Genomic DNA, 16,014 nt, shown 5'->3' with positions numbered 1-16,014 from the left:
CCCGTACCCCAGGGTGCGCGGGCGGACACCAGAAGGGACCAGCATGACCACGCAGATCGTGATCCTCGCAGCGGGGATGGGCAGCCGTCTCGGCCGCAGCCTGCCGAAGCCGCTCACGGAGCTCAGTGACGGCCGCACCATCATGCAGCAGCAGTTCGACAACATCCGCGCCGCGTTCGGTTCGAGCGCCCGCGTGACGATCGTCGTCGGCTACAAGTCGGAGCACATCGTCGAGGCGTTCCCCGAGGCGAACTTCGTCTACAACGAGTCCTACGACTCCACCAACACCTCGAAGAGCCTGCTGCGTGCCCTCAAGGCCACCGGCAAGAGCGGTGTCCTCTGGATGAACGGCGACGTGGTCTTCGACCCGATGGCGCTCGTCCGTGCGGCCGACATGATCGACGAGGGCCGTTCCTTCGTCAGCGTCAACACCGACAAGGTCTCCGACGAAGAGGTCAAGTACACCGTCGACGCCGAGGGCTTCATCCACAAGCTCTCCAAGCAGGTCGTCGGGGGTCTCGGCGAAGCCGTCGGCATCAACTACGTTTCCGCCGCCGACAAGCAGGCCCTCATCCGCCAGCTCGGGCGCGTCGACGACCAGGAGTACTTCGAGGGCGGCATCGAAGCTGCCATCGCCGAGGACGGGCTACGCTGGACGCCGATCGACATCTCCGACCTGTACGCGGTCGAGATCGACTTCGCCGAGGACCTCGAGCGCGCGAACAACCTGTTCGCCTGAACCACCGTCAGGACCCCCTCGGCGGTTCCGCCCGGAGGGAAACCGTGACCACAGCGAGTGCGCCGACCGCGCCCGTGGCTCCCGCACCCGCGAAGGCCCGGAGCGCCGGTCGGCGCTATCGTCAGGCCCTGTGGTTGCTGACCGTCCGCGACCTCCGGGTCCGCTACTCGACGTCGGCGCTCGGCTACGTGTGGTCGATCCTCGACCCGCTCGTGATGTCGGGGATCTACTGGTTCGTCTTCACGCAGGTCTTCCACCGCGGCTCGGTCGGTGAGGATCCGTACATCGTGTTCCTGCTGTCCGCGCTGCTGCCGTGGATGTGGTTCACCGGCGGCGTCTCGGACTCCACCCGGGCGTTCATCAAGGAATCGAAGCTCATCCGCTCGACCACGATCCCCCGCACCATCTGGGTGGCACGGATCATCGCGTCGAAGGGCATCGAGTTCCTGCTGAGCCTGCCGGTCCTGGCGGCCTTCGCGATCGCGACGGGTGCCCACCTGCACTGGCAGGTCGTGTTCTTCCCGCTGGCGATCGTGCTGCAGTGCGCGCTGGTCTACGGCCTGGGCCTCATCGTCGCCCCGCTGGTGGTCTTCTTCCGCGACCTCGAGCGTGCCACCAAGCTCGTGCTGCGGTTCCTGTTCTACGCGTCCCCCATCATCTACGGCACGCACGCGCTGCCCTCCGCCCTGCGCGACATCGCCGCGATCAACCCGCTCACCGGCATCTTCGGCATGTACCGCGCGGCGTTCTTCCCCGGCCAGCTCGACTGGCTCGAGGTCGGCGCCTCGGTGGTCGTGACCGGCATCGTCCTGGTGATCGGCTTCGCGGTGTTCCGCCGCAGCGAGCACCGCGTGCTGAAGGAGCTGTGATGACCGCGACCGACCAGACCCGTCGCACCGAGACCGTCGCACCGGTCATCTCGGTGCGCGACGCCGGCATCTGCTTCAAGCGCAACCGTCGCGCGAGCCGGAACTTCAAGGACCTGTTCGCCGGACGCGGGCGCCGCAAGCGTGCCGATGAGTTCTGGGCGCTCCGCAACGTGTCGTTCGACGTCCGCCCGGGCGAGGCGATCGGCGTCGTGGGGCGGAACGGACAGGGCAAGTCGACCCTGCTGAAGCTCGTGGCGCAGGTCATGCTGCCCGACGAGGGCCGCGTCGACGTGGGTGCCGGCGTCGCCCCGCTCATCGAGATCACCGGTGGCTTCGTCGGGGACCTCACGGTACGCGACAACGTGTACCTGACGGCGGGCCTGCACGGCATGTCGCGGGCCGAGATCCGCGACGCCTTCGACGAGATCATCGACTTCGCCGAGATCGCCGACTTCGTGGACACCCCCTACAAGCACCTGTCGAGCGGCATGAAGGTCCGCATCGCGTTCGCGGTGATCTCGCGGCTCGACGAACCGGTCATCCTGGTCGACGAGGTGCTGGCGGTGGGCGACAAGGCCTTCCGCGAGAAGTGCTACAAGCGGATCGAGCAGCTCCTGGCCGGCGGCCGGACGCTGTTCTTCGTCTCCCACAGCGACAAGGACCTCCGCCGCTTCTGCGACCGGGGGCTCTACCTCGACAAGGGTCGTCTGCAGCTCGACGGCACCATCGAGGCCGCGCTGGCCCGGTACGCGGCCGACTACGGCTCCTGACCGGACGGGGTACTCCCCCTGCACCAACACCGGTATCGCTGGCTCCCTCCACAGCCCCGGCCCTCGTGAGCACCCCCGGGGTCCCGCCGTCGGACCCTCCCCCTAGCGTTCCACCCATGCACCACCCACCAACCGCGTACGCCGTCCCGTTCGCCGTCGACCGATCGCACGCACCGCGTCGGTACGACCTCGTCAACACCGGCCCCGAGCCGGTCGACGGGCTCTCCCTCACCCATCTGGGCAACGGCTACTGCCCGCCGCTCGCGGTGCGCCGCCTCGACCCGGGCAGGTCGTTGTCGCTGGCGGTGTTCGGCGCCGACCCTGAGGACACGGGTGTCGTCATCGTGCGGTGGCGTCGGCCCGACCGGTCCGAGTACCTCTGGCGGATGTCGCTCGTCGGGCCGGGGCTCCAGCCGTGACCCTGCGTCGACCTGCGCCACGGAGCACCCGGGGTGACGACCGGCCGTCAGCGCCCGTCGCGTTCGGCCGCAACGGTCCGCCACCGCTCGAGCAGCCACTCCACGGCCTCGTGGAACCGCTCCGTGGCGGCACCCGGGGTCGTGTCGCCGAAGTACCGTGCGACCCAGTGCTGCAGGCGTGCGAGCTCCTCGGCGTCGCTCGCGGCCGCGTCGACACGGGCGAGCACCGACGGGGCATCGGCCGCGGTCAACCAGTTCGCGTCGCTCAGGTAGCCTCGCTCGTCGACGTCGGCCTCCGGCGAGACCGGCCGCGTGACGATGAGCGGCTTGCCGACCGCCAGCCGGTCGTAGATCATCGCGCTGATGTCCGTGATCGCGACGTCGGCGTCCGCCAGCTGCCAGCCGAGGTCACCGCCGTCGTCGTACAGGTGGTGCGCGGCGGGGTCGGCCGCGTTGGCCGCGCTGATCGCCGCCACGATCCGCTCGTGCGCCGCGCGGTACGCCGGGTCGAGCACACCGCTGCGCGGGTGCGGGCGGTAGACCAGCCGGTGGCGGGGCGACGCCAGCACCTGCTCGGCGATGACCGTGCCGTGCGACGCGATCGACCCGTACGCTGCGGCACCGCGGTCGCCCTCCCACGTCGGGGCGTAGAGCACGACGGTCCGGTCGTCGTCCGGGTACGGGGCCGCTCCGGCGAAGTGGTCGGCCTGCGGGCGTCCGATCGCGATGGTCCGGGCGTCCAGGTCGTAGTCCCACAGCGCCTCGGCCAGACGATCGCGTGCTGCATCCCCCGCGATCAGGGCGTAGTCGTACGCCTTGAACTGGTTCGTGGTCATGTACATCTTGTCGCTCTCGCCGTGGTTGACGAAGACGTGCCACATCCGCCCGTACCGCATCATCTGGAAGTTGCGGGCGTTCTGGTTGACGTACAGCACCACCTTCGGCGCCTGGGTGTCGACGAAGTGCTCGAGGTCGACCACCTGCCGGGCGTAGACCGCGGGGACGGGCGACTCGTCGAGCAGGGTCAGCATCGTGCCCGGGCTCCGCGAGACGATCGCCACCGGGTGCGTCTTCGCGAGTTCGGCCAGCGGCGCGTACCACTGGCGCACCTGGTACATGTTGACCGGACCGTCGGCGAAGTACACGGCGATCTCGACCGACCCGGGCGCCGGCTTCGGCGCGGACGGCAGTCGCTGTGCGAGCTGCCGCCGGCTCCGGCGCGACGTCAGGAGTCGCTCGACGAGCCGCAGGGCGGTCCGCAGGTCGCTGATGATCGACATGGTCGTTCTCCGGGTCTGCTCGGGCGGTACGGGGCGGGCGGGTCAGACGACCGGCGGCCGCCCTGCGATGGTCATGCGTGCGACTGTGAGCCAGCCCATCGGGCGGACCGGACCGCAGTCGGTCGTCCATCCTTCGCGGATGCCCCCGAACCAGGTGGCCAGTCGGCGGGGGTGACGCCACCAGCGCGCGATCTGGATCGCGGCCCACGATCCGACGTACAGCGGTCGCAGCACGGCGGGCAGGTTGCGCCGAGCGAGCCACACCCGGTTCCGGGCGTTCAACCGGTAGTACTCGGTGTGCCGTGCCGGGTCGATCGCGGGGTGGTGCGCGACGAGGTCCCCGGCGTACCAGGTCCGACGGCCGGCGTCCCACACGCGCCAGGCGAGCTCGATGCCCTCGTGGGCGTAGAAGTACTCGGCACCCCAGCCGCCGACGGCCCGGTACACGTCCATCGGCAGCACGACGGCGCCTTCCCAGACCGAGAAGACCGGCGACGAGTGGTCCGGCTCGCCCTTCCGGATCCGCGGCACCCACCGGCGGGGGTTCGCGGCGCCCGTGGGGTCGACGACCCGTGGCTGCACGAGGCCGAGCGACGGATCGTGCTCGAACACCGCGATCGCGTCGCGCAGGAACGTCGGCGACGGCACCGAGGCATCGTCGTCGAGGAAGAACACGTAGTCGCCGTCGACGACATCGGCCCCGGCGTTGCGCCCGGCCGGGATCCCGACGTTCTCGGGCAGGGCCAGCGCCTGAACGCCGTCCGGCAGCCCGGTCGGCGCCCAGCCGTTGCCGACGCAGACGACGTCGAGCTCGACGTCCTGCTGCGCGAGCACGCTGTCCAGCCCGCGGCGCAGGTCGTCCGACCGGGTGCCCTGCGACAGGCTCACGACGGCGACGCGCGGTCGCCCGCGGTGCACCACCGCGTGGCGGCGCAGCGTTCCGGGCACGGTCGTGTCCTCGGTCACGCCTTGACCCGCTTCGAGGCGATGATCGCCAGGAAGTGCCCGACCGTCGCGAGCACGGCGAGCGGCAACAGCGCACCGACCAGGATCCGGCTGGCGAGCGGGTCGCCGATCACCAGGGCGAGCAGGGCGAAGACGAACGCGAGCATGCTCAGCTCGACCGAGTGGTACAGGCGGTGGAACGGCAGGAACTTCGCCAGACGGCGGAGCGAGGCGAGCTTCCGACCGGACGGCGCGGTGGAGGCGTCCCGCCGGTCGACGAGCTTGTCGAGCCCGGCGTTCGCACGGGCCACGTGCACCATGTCGTTGAGGGCCTTGTTCAGCACGATGACCAGGCCGAGTGCGCAGCCGATCGTCGTCCACATCCAGTCGGCGTCGTGGATCGGCCAGGTGGCTGCCCGGATGCCGAGCGCGACCGGGATCAGCCCCTCGGTCGTGTAGTGCCCCACCTTGTCGAGGAACACCCCAGCGGGCGACTTGGTGCCGCGCCACCGGGCGACCTCGCCGTCCGAGCAGTCGACGAGCATCTGCAGCTGGCCGAGCACGAGCGCCAGCGCGGCGCCCCAGATGCCGGGGATGAGCAGGGCGGCGGCGACGCTCCAGCCCACCAGGATCATCAGGCCGGTGACCTGGTTCGCGCTGACACGGGTCTTCAGGAGCACCCAGGTCAGGTACGGCGAGACGTCGCGCAGGTACAGCGAGGCCGTCCAGTGCTCGGCGTTGGCGCGGGCTCGGACCTCGTCCGGCTGGGCGACGGCCCGGAGCTCGGCGATCGAGGTCGGCCGTGCGGATCCGCGGCCGGTCGTGGGCTGGTCGGTCATTCGGTCACCGTCCCGTGTGGGTGGTCAGCTCGGACGTGCGGGTCAGGAACCCGATGATGAACCCGAGCCCCCAGCCCACGTGGATGCAGGGCAGCACGACGAGCAGCCAGAGGAGCGTCGGCAGCCCGGAGCGGCGCGCCACGGCGATCGACCCCAGGACGACGAAGAGCAGGTAGACGACGGGTACCACGAACCCGAGCAGCGCCCAGGCGAGCGGCGTGCCGAGCACGACGCCGACGATGCCGACGAGCCCCGCGACGATGCCCAGCGCCATCGCCGCCACCATGGCCGGCGGCACGAAGTAGCGCAGGCCGTTGTTCGCCGGGAACCGACGGGCGAGCTCGCCGCGCCAGAGCCCGGTGGCGACGAACTGCCGCACCAGGCGCTTCAGGCTCGGCCGCGGGCGGTACGTGACGACGAGTTCGGGCGTGAACCAGACGGTCCCACCGGTCTGGCGCAGCCGCCGGTTGAGTTCCCAGTCCTGTCCGCGCTTGATGCCCTCGTCGAAGAGTCCGACGTCGAACAGCCGCTCGCGTCGGAACACGCCGAGGTAGGCGGTCTCGGCCGGGCCCGCGGTGCCGCCGACGTGGTGCGGCGTGCCACCGAGCCCGACACGGCTGCCGTACGCCAGGGCGACGGCCCGCTCGAAGGGGGTGCGGCCCTCGGCACGCATGATGCCACCGACGTTGTCCGCACCGGACTCGAGGAGCGTGCGCACCGCGATCCGCGTGTAGTCGGTCGGCAGGACCGAGTGCGCGTCGACCCGGATGACGACGGGGTGCACGGACGCACGGATCGCGACGTTCAGCCCGGCGGGCGTCGACCCGACGGGGTTGTCGATCGCGCGGATCCGGGGGTCGGCAGCGCTCATCTCGGCGACGAGCTCGTTCGTGCCGTCGATCGACGGCCCGAGCGCGAGGATGACCTCGAACGGGCCCGTGTAGTCCTGGTCGAGCAGGCTGCCGACGGCGGCCCGGACCTCGGTGACCTCGTTGAGCACGGGCATCACGTACGAGACGCCCGGCAGGGGCTGTCCGTCTGACTGCATGCGTACCTCGGGGTGCTGGCTGGCGGCACGGGACGCACCGGGGCGGTGCCGCCCCGCAGAGCGACCATGAGCCTATCAAGAGGCCGAACCGCCCACCTGCGTCGGCGCCGGACGCGCCCCGTGACGGACAGGAGGCCCGGCGCACGTCGTGCCCCGGGCCTCCTGTCCGTCGTGTGGTGGCGTCAGCCCTTGCTGTCGAACGTTCCCAGCTTCACGTCGGCCTGGCGGGTCTGGCCGTCGCGGACGTAGCTGATCGTCGTCGAGGCGCCACCCGCGAAGAAGCGCACCTGCGCGGTCAGGTCGGTGGCGTCCGAGACCGACGCCGAGCCGATCTTCGTGACGACGTCGCCCTTCTGCAGACCGGCCTTCGCCGCGGCACCGCCGTTGGACACCGACTTGATGAGGGCACCGACCTGGGTGGCGCTGGCGTCCTCGGTGGCGTCGCCGACCGTTGCGCCGAGGAGACCGTGGGTCGCCGAGCCGTTGTCCTTGATCTCGTTCGCGACCCGCTTGACCAGGTTGGCCGGGATCGAGAAGCCGACGCCGATGCTGCCGGCGGCCGACTCCGACGACGACGAGCTGCCGGCCGAGGCGATGGCCACGTTGATGCCGATCAGTCGGCCCTTCGAGTCGAGCAGCGCACCGCCGGAGTTGCCCGGGTTGATCGATGCGTCGGTCTGGATGACCGGGAGCGAGACGGTGGTGTTCGCGGACGAGCTGCTGCCGTTGTCCCCGTTGCCCCAGAAGTCGAAGGGACCCGAGCCGCCGTTGCCGCCCTCGTTCGAGTCGCCGCCCTCACTGGGCGCGCTCGAGGTGACCTGGATGCTGCGGTTCAGCGTCGAGACGATGCCGTCGGTGACGGTGTTCGACAGGCCCAGGGGCGCGCCGATCGCGACCGCGGTGTCGCCAACGTTGAGCTTGGACGAGTCCGCGAACTCCATCGGCTTGAGGTCGGTCGCGTCGATCTTGATGACCGCGAGGTCGACCGTCGGGTCGGTACCGATCAGCTTGCCCGCGTAGATCTTGCCGTTCGAGGTCGTGACGGTGATCCGGCCGTTCGAGCTGTCGCCGTCGAGGGTGACCACGTGGGTGTTCGTGACGATGTAGCCGTCCTTGCTCATCACCACGCCGGAACCGGTGCCGGCCTCGTTGCTCGCCGACACGTTGATCGTGACGACGGACGGGGTGGCCTGTGCCGCGACGGCGGTGACCACGGTGGCGGAGTCGTAGTCGTTGACGGTCAGGTTGCCGCCCTGCGACGAACCGGAGGACACCACGCTGCCGCCGTCGTTGCCCGAGGAGACGGCCCAACCGGCACCGCCGCCCACCAGACCGCCGGCGATGACCGCGGCGATGACCGGCAGGAGCAGACGGTTGCGGCCCGAGCGGTCCTTGGTCGTCGTGGCGCCCGAGGCGTCGTCGCTGAAGTAGTGTCCGTTGCGCTGGTTCGCGCCGTCGACGTCACCGAAGCCGCTCGTGGCCGACTGCGGAGCCTGCGCGGACGCGTTCGCGTACTCGGAGGACAGGCTCGGAGCGGCCGAGGACGTCGGCTGGGCGTACTCGCCGTAGCGGGGCCGTTCGCCGCCCGGCTGGCCGTACTGGGACTGCTGGCCGTACGGGTTCTGGGGCTGCTGGCCGTACTGGCTCTGCTGCCCGTAGGGGTTCTGGGGCTGCTGGCCGTACTGGCTCTGCTGGCCGTACGGGTTCTGGGCCTGCGGCGTCTGCTGGCCGTACTGCGACTGCTGGCCGTACGGGTTCTGGCTCTGCGGGGGCTGCTGCCCGTACGGGTTCTGGCTCTGCTGCGACTGCTGGCCGTACGGCGACGTCTGCTGGCCGTAGCCGCCCTGCTGCGCACCCGAGGAGTCGCCCGGGACGGCGGGGTACGGCGCGGTGTAGCGGTCGGTCGGGTGGTCCGTCGACGACGGGATCACATCCGTGTGGTCCGGGGTCGTCTCGTGGTTCTGGTTCTGGTCCTGGTTCGGGCGAGGGGTCTCGTCCGGCTGGTCGGAGTCGTTCGGCATCGACGTGTTCCCTCTCGTGGCCGCTGCTGCGGCGTCCTCACTGGCGGCAGGCGGAGCCGCATCGTCCGGACGGCGGTCGTCGCCCTGCCCGCTGGGCGTGGTGTCGGTCATGCTGGACGTGCTCCTTTCAAGCTCGTGCAGTCTGTCGCAAGCACCTGAGCGGTCCTTCTGGCGAGGCTGCGAGCCACCCCTGGCGATCTTATGCGTGCGCTGTACACGGTGCCCCGGTCCGCCGCGGGACGGACAGCTAGGTTGGGGTCCGTTCAGCGCGACACGTCGTCGCCCGCACGGGAGGGAACCACATGCGCCAGGCAGGACCGTGGCTGCGAGCCGCCGACGGAGCGATGCTGCTCGGACCGGACGGGGTCCCCGCACCGACGGTGTTCGCCGAGATGAGCGCCCTCGCCGCCAGCACCGGCGCGGTCAACCTGGGGCAGGGCTTCCCCGACGAGGACGGGCCGGCCGAGGTGCTCGAGGCCGCGGTGCAGGCGATCCGCGACGGTGTGAACCAGTACCCGCCGGGCCGGGGCACCCCCGACCTGCGGGCGGCGATCGCCGAGCACCAGCAGCGGTGGTACGGGCTCGAGGTGGACCCCGACCGCGAGGTCCTCGTCACCGCCGGTGCCACCGAGGCGCTGGCCGCGACGATCCTCGCGCTGGTCGAACCCGGCGACGAGGTGATCACCTTCGAGCCGTTCTACGACGCCTACGGCGCGCTCATCCGGCTGGCCGGCGGCGTGCACGTCACGGTCCCGCTCACCGCGCCCGACTTCCTGCCCGACGAGCGCACGCTCCGCGCGGCCTTCACCGACCGCACCCGCGCCGTGCTCGTGAACACCCCGCACAACCCGACCGGCCGGGTCCTGCCCACCGAGGTGCTGCAGACGATCGTCGACCTGGCCACCGAGCGCGACGCGGTGATCATCACGGACGAGGTCTACGAGCACCTGACGTTCGACGTCCCGCACACGCCCGTCGCGACCCTGCCGGGCGCCGCCGAGCGGACGGTGTCGGTGTCGAGCGCGGGCAAGACCTTCAACACGACCGGGTGGAAGGTCGGCTGGCTCACCGCTCCCCCGGCACTCGTCGACGCGATCACGACGGTCAAGCAGTACCTGACGTTCGTGAACGGCGCACCCTTCCAACCGGCCGTCGCCGTGGGACTCCGTCTGCCCGACGCGGTCTTCACCGGCATCGCCGCCGACCTGCGCGCGAAGCACGGACTGCTCGCCGACGGACTGACGGCAGCGGGCTTCGACGTGATACGACCCGACGGCGGGTACTTCGTGCTCGCCGACGCCGCGCCGCTCGGCTACGACGACGCCCGTGCGTTCTGCCTCGAACTGCCCGCGTTGGCCGGAGTCGCGGGCGTGCCGGTCTCGGCGTTCGTCCGCCCGGACCGGGTCGCCGGCTACCGGTCCCTGGTGCGCTTCGCGTTCTGCAAGCGCCGGAGTGTCCTGGAGGACGCCGCCGCACGCCTGGCGACCCTCGGAGCGCGCCCCCGCGCCTGAGACGCGACCGCGTCGGGGACGCGACCGACGCGTCAGGGCTGCCCCGGGCCTCCAGGCAGGGTGCGCAGTGCGACGTCGTAGCGCCGCAGCGACAGCGACGGGTTCACCCGCCGAACGGCGTCGGTGACGGCGGTGTCGATCGTGGCGGTGAGCGTGGTCGGCGAGGCGCCAGCCGAGGCGACCGCGACGCCCGACGGGTCGAGGACGACCGAGCCGCCGATCCCGATCGGCGGCGTCTGCCCGACCCCGACGACCCAGACGGTGTTCTCGATCGCCCGCGCTGTGAGGAGCGTGCGCCAGTGGTGCTCCTTGCCGGGGCCGCGCACCCACTCGGCGGGGAGGACGACGACGTCGGCCGCTCCGGTCTCGGGAGCGGCGAGCCGTCGCGTGACCTCGGGGAAGCGCAGGTCGTAACAGGTCTCGAGCCCGACGCGGACCCCGCCGAGGTCGAAGACCGGCAGCTGCTCCGGGTCGCCGGACTCGATGCGGTCCGACTCCCGCGAGCCGAAGGCGTCGTAGAGGTGGACCTTCCGGTACGTCGCCGCCACGCCGCCCGACGGGAGCACCGCGACCAGGGTGTTCCGGAAGCGCTCCGGCGTGTCTGCCGACTCGGCGATCCCGACGACCAGGGCGATGCCCGTCTCGCGGGCGATGTCGCGGAGCCCAGAGACGAACGGACCGTCCAGGGGCTGCGCGGCCGCGACGAACCGATCGTCGATGTCGGCGGTGAAGTAGGAGGTGTACTCCGGCGTGACGAGGAGGTCCGCGCCACGGGCCGCCGCGTCGACCGCGGCGGTGCGCACGGTGTCGAGGTTGGCGACGGGGTCGTCCACGGGGGCGAACTGCGCCGCCGCGATCGTGAGGGTGGCCATGGGGCGAGCGTACCCGGGGGTCTGTGGCGGGCGAACCTGCGGCTGGGCGTCCTGCACCGAGCGTCTCGCGTCTCGCGTCTCGCGTCTCGTGGCTGGGCGTCTCGCGGAGGGGACACGAAGAAGGCCCCGGTCCTGTTGGACCGGGGCCTTCATGTGACGCTTGGTTGCGGGGGCAGGATTTGAACCTACGACCTCTGGGTTATGAGCCCAGCGAGCTACCGAACTGCTCCACCCCGCGGCACGTTTAGAAGCCTACACGGGGCCGTGGCGGGACACAAATCGAGTGCCCCGCCACGGTGTGTCAGTTGCCGTTCTCGGCTGCCGTGGCGGCCTCGATCGCGTCCTGGAGGCGCTGGTCGGCTTCCGCCGCGGCGACCAGGTCGTTGTCGGCGTAGGCCTCCTGGCGGTCCTGCAGCGCTGCCTTGGCGTCAGCCAGGGCTTCCTGCAGGGCGTCGTTGTCGGTCGAGCCGGAACCCGTGGAGCCGGTCGAGCCGGAGCCCGAGGAACCCGTGTCGGAACCGGACCCCGTGTCGGAGCCGGATCCGCTGTCGGAACCGGAACCGGAACCGCTGTCGCTGCCGCTGCCGCTTGCGCCGGAGTCGCCGGCCGCCGCACCGGAGTCGCCGCCGAACAGCGAGTTCAGCGCTTCGTCGAGGGTGTCCTCGAACGCGATCTTGTCGCCGAAGGCCACGAGGACCTTCTGCAGCAACGGGTACGAACCACTCGAGGTCGACTGCACGTAGACGGGCTGCACGTAGAGGAACCCACCGCCGACCGGGAGCGTGAGCAGGTTGCCCTGCTTCACGGTCGAGTTGCCCCGCTTCAGGATGTTCAGCTCCTGCGACACGGTCGAGTCACCGTTGAAGAGGCTCTGCACCTGCCCGGGGCCCGGGATGTTGTCGGTCTTCGGCATCGTCAACAGCGTGAGCTTGCCGTAGCCCGACGCCTTCTCGCCCTTGCCGGCACCACCCGCGTCGGAGTTCACCGCCAGGTAGCCGGTCAGCACGTTGCGGTTGTTCGCCCCGGCCGACTGCTGCGGGATGTAGGTCGTGTACAGCGAGTACGCCGTCCCCTGCCCCGGCACCTTCATCGTCAGGTAGTACGGGTCCTGCAGGTTCGCCCTGTTGGCGGTCGTCGTCGTCTGCGCGCCGAGCGCGTTCGTCGACGTCGCCGCGGTGTCGGCGTCACTGTCCGACGTCGCCGTGCTGGTCGGTTCCTGCGGGGTGTTCCACGCGTCGTCGCCCGAGTAGAACGAGTTGGCGTTGGTCACGTGGTACGTCCCGAGGATCGAGCGCTGCACCTTGAACAGGTCCGTCGGGTACCGCACGTGGTCGAGGAGTTCGGCGCTCATGCTCGACACCGGCTTCATCGACGTCGGGAAGATCTTCTGCCACGTCTTCAGGACCGGGTCCTTCGTGTCCCACGTGTACAGCGTCACCTTGCCCGTGTAGGCGTCGACCGTGGCCTTCACCGAGTTCCGGATGTAGTTCACCTGGTCGGTGCGGTACGTCGAGGACTCGGCGCCTGCGATGCTGTCCGACAGGCTCTGGCTCTGCGAGTACGGGTACGCGTCGCTCGTGGTGTAGCCGTCCACCACCCACTGGATGCGGTGGTCGACGATCGCCGGGTAGGCGTCGCTGTCGACGGTCAGGTACGGCGCCGCCTTCTGCACGCGGGTGATCGGGTCGCGGTCGTAGAGGATCTGCGAGTCCTTGTTCACCGCGTTCGAGAGCAGGATCTGCTCCGACTGGAACTTCGCGGCGTAGACGAGCCGGTTGAAGAAGTTGCCGAGGCTCGGACCGCCGTCGCCGGCGTAGGTGGTGGTCGCGTTGCCGCCGTTGTCGTCGTCCGAACCGGACGGGTAGTCGAGCTCCACGTCCTTCGTGCCCTTCGGCGCACCCACGATCGAGTAGGGCGGCGAGGTCTCACCGAAGTACACGCGCTGCTGGAAGTCGCCCAGTGCACCGTTCGACGGGATGCCGGACTCCAGGAACACCGGCTTGCCGTCGCTCGCGCGCTGGTTGCCGTAGGCCGCGGTGACGCCGTAGCCGTGGGTGTAGACGAACGCCCGGTTGTACTGGGTGTTCGCAGCCGAGCTGAGCCCGGCGAGGTCGATGTCGCGGACCGCGATGACGGTGTCCTCGGTCTCGCCCTTGACGTCGTAGCGGTCGACGTCCAGCTCCTTCGGGAACTGGTAGTACTGCCGGTACTGCTGCAGCTGGCTGAACGTGTCGGAGACGATCTTCGGGTCGATGAGGCGGATGTTCGCCGTCGTCTGCGCGTCCTTCGCGAGCGCACCCGAGCTCGTCTCGGTCGTGGCGTCGTAGTTCTGTTCCTCGACGCCGGCGACACCGTAGGCGTCTCGCGTGGCCTTGATGTTCCGCTCGATGTAGGCGGACTCGAAGGTGCGCTCCGAGGGCTTCACCTGCAGACGCTGGACGACCCACGGGTAGATGCCGCCGACGACGATCGCGGCGACGAGCAGCAGGCCCGTGCCGACGATCGAGATGCGCCAGCGACCGATGACCGCCGTGACGATGAAGAGCAGCGCGACGATCGCCGCGATGCCCGCCATGATCTCCCGGCCGGGGATGACCGCGTTGACGTCGGTGTACTGGGCACCGGTGATGAGCGAGTTCGACTTCGTCAGGGCCGCGTACTGGTCGAGCCAGAGGCTGACGGCCTGCAGCGCGATGTAGAGCGCCGCCGTGACCGCCAGCTGGATGCGCGCGGCACGGGAGATCCGGACCTCACGACCACCGAAGCGGAGCGCACCGTAGAGGTAGCTCGCAGCGAGCGCGGCGAGGCCGGCGATGAGGACGACGGCCGACGAGTAGGCCACGATCGAGCGCCAGAACGGCAGCTCGAACACGTAGAACCCGATGTCCAGTCCGAACTGCGGGTCGGTCTTGCCGAACGGCGTGCGGTTGAAGTACTCGAGGACCATGCTCCAGCGGCCCGCGGTCGAGAGCCCGGCGAAGATGCCGAGGACCACGGGGATGCCGATCATCACGGCGCGCCGCAGCGGCTCGATGACCTGCTGGTAGCGGTCGAGCTGCGAGTTGAGCTTCGCGTAGACCGGCCGGAACCGGAACGCGAGCGCGATGCTCACGAAGACCGGGACCGCCATGCCGAGGAAGCCCGCCAGGAACATCAGGGTCCCGGCGATCCAGCGAGTGGTGAGGACCTGCTGGAACCCGAGCTGCGCGAACCACGCGTAGTCGGTGTACAGGCTGGCGAAGATGAAGAAGGCGATCACCAGTGCGGCCAGCACGATGATCGTGACCACGATGGGGACCCGCGGCGAACGCCGCCCCGAGGTGGACGAGGTTGTCGTCACTTGATGTGCTCCAGACGTGTCGGACCGGCGGGCCCGGCTCGCGGCGGGCCGTCAGTGACACTGATCCTATGGGACCGGACCGAGCGTGAACCTGTACGGGGACTCAGGACCGGGTCAGGACCCGCAGCGGGCGAGCTTCGCGGTGCTCCCGCCGTCAGCGATCGTCTGCAGGTCGGTGACGGCCTGGTCGAGCGTGGAGACGCTGTAGACGTCGAGCCCGTCCGGCACGTGCCCGACGACCTCGTCGCAGTTGTCCGCGGGGGCGAGGAACACCGTGGCGCCCGCGTCCGCGGCACCGTAGAGCTTCTGCCGGATCCCACCGATGGGCCCGACCTCGCCGTCCGCCGTGATCGTGCCGGTGCCCGCGACGTGCTTGCCGCCGTTGAGCTTGCCCGGCGTGATCTCGTCGATGATCCCGAGCGCGAACATCATGCCGGCGGACGGACCGCCGACGTCCTGCAGGCGGATCGACACCTTGAAGGGGAACTCGTAGCGCTCGGTGACGCCGACCCCGAGCAGCGCCGTGCCCTGCTCACTGCGGGGCGTCACCCGGACGTCCTTCGTCGCGCCGTCCCGTTCGACGGTGACGGTCGCTGGGCTCGAGGTACCGTGCTGCGCGACGGCTTCGCGCAGGCTCACCGCGTCGGCGTTGGTCGTGAGCGACTTGCCGTCGAACGCCGTGATGACGTCGCCCTTCTCGATCGCGCCGTCGGCCGCTGAGCCCTCCTGCACGGCGCTGACCTCGAGTTCGGTGGGCAGGTCGTTCCCCTGCTGGATGAGCGCGGCGGCGACGGCTGACTGCTGCGACGCCTGCATGTCGGCGGAGTCCCGCTCGTTCACCTGCTCGGTCGTGGTGCCGCTCGGGTAGATCGCCTCGACCGGGATCACCGCCTGCGACCTGGTGAAGATCGCGCGGATCACACTGGTCCACGACGGGCGGTTCGTGGCGTCGCCCTGGATGCCGACGGTGAGCATGTCGAGGGCGCCGGCCGTCGGGTACGTCTCGTGGCCGGACACCTGGATGAGCTTGACGTCCTTCGCGTCCTTGCCCGTCCCCTGCTCCTGCGTGCCGATCGTGTTGTAGACCGGCCCGGGGACCTCGATGAGGTACGGGCTGGGCAGCAGGCTCGCCAGCAGCCCCAGCACGACCGCGCCGATCAGGAACGCCCACCCGACGGTCCGGGCACGCGAGCGACGACGGGGCGCGGGGGCGAAGAGGGTCACGCGGGGTCCTTCCGAGGTGGGCACCCGCGCCTGGCGGCAGGGTGGTCGCCCACGTCTCGCGACGGGGCTGTTCGCCCTGGGCGCAGCGCTTCGGGCGTTCCCACGGGGGCATCCCAGGTGCGGCCCCGTGAGCAGCG

Annotated in this window: 13 protein-coding genes and 1 tRNA gene; 5 read left to right on the top strand and 9 right to left on the bottom strand. The window is 70.3% G+C overall.

Annotated elements, in window-relative coordinates:
- Window positions 1-43: 43 nt before the first annotated feature.
- From DEI96_RS04865 to DEI96_RS04850, 4 genes are all read left to right on the top strand, one after another.
- Window positions 44-739 carry a phosphocholine cytidylyltransferase family protein gene (locus tag DEI96_RS04865; RefSeq protein WP_017887019.1) on the top strand — a complete coding sequence of 232 codons (696 nt, stop codon included), beginning with the start codon at window positions 44-46 and terminating at the stop codon, window positions 737-739.
- A gap of 44 nt (window positions 740-783) precedes the next feature.
- Window positions 784-1,608, top strand: coding sequence for an ABC transporter permease (locus tag DEI96_RS04860; RefSeq protein WP_084741093.1), 825 nt, complete (start codon window positions 784-786; stop codon window positions 1,606-1,608).
- Complete coding sequence (locus tag DEI96_RS04855; RefSeq protein WP_071405446.1) at window positions 1,608-2,378, top strand: ABC transporter ATP-binding protein; 771 nt, start codon at window positions 1,608-1,610, stop codon at window positions 2,376-2,378. The genes DEI96_RS04860 and DEI96_RS04855 overlap by 1 nt, the downstream gene beginning before the upstream one ends.
- 116 nt (window positions 2,379-2,494) lie before the next feature.
- A complete protein-coding gene (locus DEI96_RS04850; RefSeq protein ID WP_071405447.1) occupies window positions 2,495-2,797 on the top strand; it encodes a hypothetical protein in 303 nt (100 codons plus the stop codon).
- 47 nt (window positions 2,798-2,844) lie between these two features.
- On the opposite strand, the gene DEI96_RS04845 is transcribed toward DEI96_RS04850, so the two are convergent.
- The 5 genes from DEI96_RS04845 to DEI96_RS04825 form a co-directional block, all read right to left on the bottom strand.
- Entirely contained in the window at window positions 2,845-4,077 is a 1,233-nt protein-coding gene (locus tag DEI96_RS04845; protein ID WP_111022640.1) for a CDP-glycerol glycerophosphotransferase family protein, read from the bottom strand.
- 42 nt (window positions 4,078-4,119) lie between these two features.
- Complete coding sequence (locus DEI96_RS04840) at window positions 4,120-4,995, bottom strand: glycosyltransferase family 2 protein (RefSeq protein ID WP_220039111.1); 876 nt, start codon at window positions 4,993-4,995, stop codon at window positions 4,120-4,122.
- Window positions 4,996-5,039: 44 nt separating this feature from the next.
- Window positions 5,040-5,861, bottom strand: a complete 822-nt coding sequence (locus DEI96_RS04835) for a CDP-alcohol phosphatidyltransferase family protein (protein ID WP_110864465.1) — start codon at window positions 5,859-5,861, stop codon at window positions 5,040-5,042.
- Between the two features lie 4 nt (window positions 5,862-5,865).
- Entirely contained in the window at window positions 5,866-6,909 is a 1,044-nt protein-coding gene (locus DEI96_RS04830) for a glycosyltransferase family 2 protein (protein ID WP_111022639.1), read from the bottom strand.
- A 182-nt stretch (window positions 6,910-7,091) separates the two neighbouring features.
- Entirely contained in the window at window positions 7,092-9,041 is a 1,950-nt protein-coding gene (locus DEI96_RS04825; protein ID WP_258372725.1) for a S1C family serine protease, read from the bottom strand.
- 191 nt (window positions 9,042-9,232) lie between these two features.
- On the opposite strand from DEI96_RS04825, the gene DEI96_RS04820 reads away from it, so the two are divergent.
- Window positions 9,233-10,441 carry an aminotransferase class I/II-fold pyridoxal phosphate-dependent enzyme gene (locus DEI96_RS04820; protein WP_111022638.1) on the top strand — a complete coding sequence of 403 codons (1,209 nt, stop codon included), beginning with the start codon at window positions 9,233-9,235 and terminating at the stop codon, window positions 10,439-10,441.
- Window positions 10,442-10,473: 32 nt separating this feature from the next.
- On the opposite strand, the gene DEI96_RS04815 is transcribed toward DEI96_RS04820, so the two are convergent.
- The 4 genes from DEI96_RS04815 to DEI96_RS04800 form a co-directional block, all read right to left on the bottom strand.
- Complete coding sequence (locus tag DEI96_RS04815; protein ID WP_181440463.1) at window positions 10,474-11,313, bottom strand: carbon-nitrogen hydrolase family protein; 840 nt, start codon at window positions 11,311-11,313, stop codon at window positions 10,474-10,476.
- A 161-nt stretch (window positions 11,314-11,474) separates the two neighbouring features.
- A tRNA-Met gene (locus DEI96_RS04810) sits at window positions 11,475-11,551 on the bottom strand.
- Window positions 11,552-11,614: 63 nt separating this feature from the next.
- On the bottom strand, window positions 11,615-14,602 hold the full coding sequence (locus DEI96_RS04805) for a UPF0182 family membrane protein (RefSeq protein WP_181440462.1): 2,988 nt from the start codon (window positions 14,600-14,602) through the stop codon (window positions 11,615-11,617).
- A 165-nt stretch (window positions 14,603-14,767) separates the two neighbouring features.
- Window positions 14,768-15,877 (bottom strand): YlbL family protein, encoded by a 1,110-nt coding sequence (locus DEI96_RS04800; RefSeq protein WP_111022636.1) that lies wholly within the window; start codon window positions 15,875-15,877, stop codon window positions 14,768-14,770.
- Between the last annotated feature and the right edge of the window lie 137 nt (window positions 15,878-16,014).

The sequence above is a fragment of the Curtobacterium sp. MCLR17_031 genome (assembly GCF_003234775.2).
Taxonomy (GTDB): Bacteria; Actinomycetota; Actinomycetes; order Actinomycetales; family Microbacteriaceae; genus Curtobacterium; species Curtobacterium flaccumfaciens.
The sequence above is the reverse complement of the archived record's forward strand: the minus strand, read 5'-3'. Positions and strand labels throughout refer to the sequence as shown.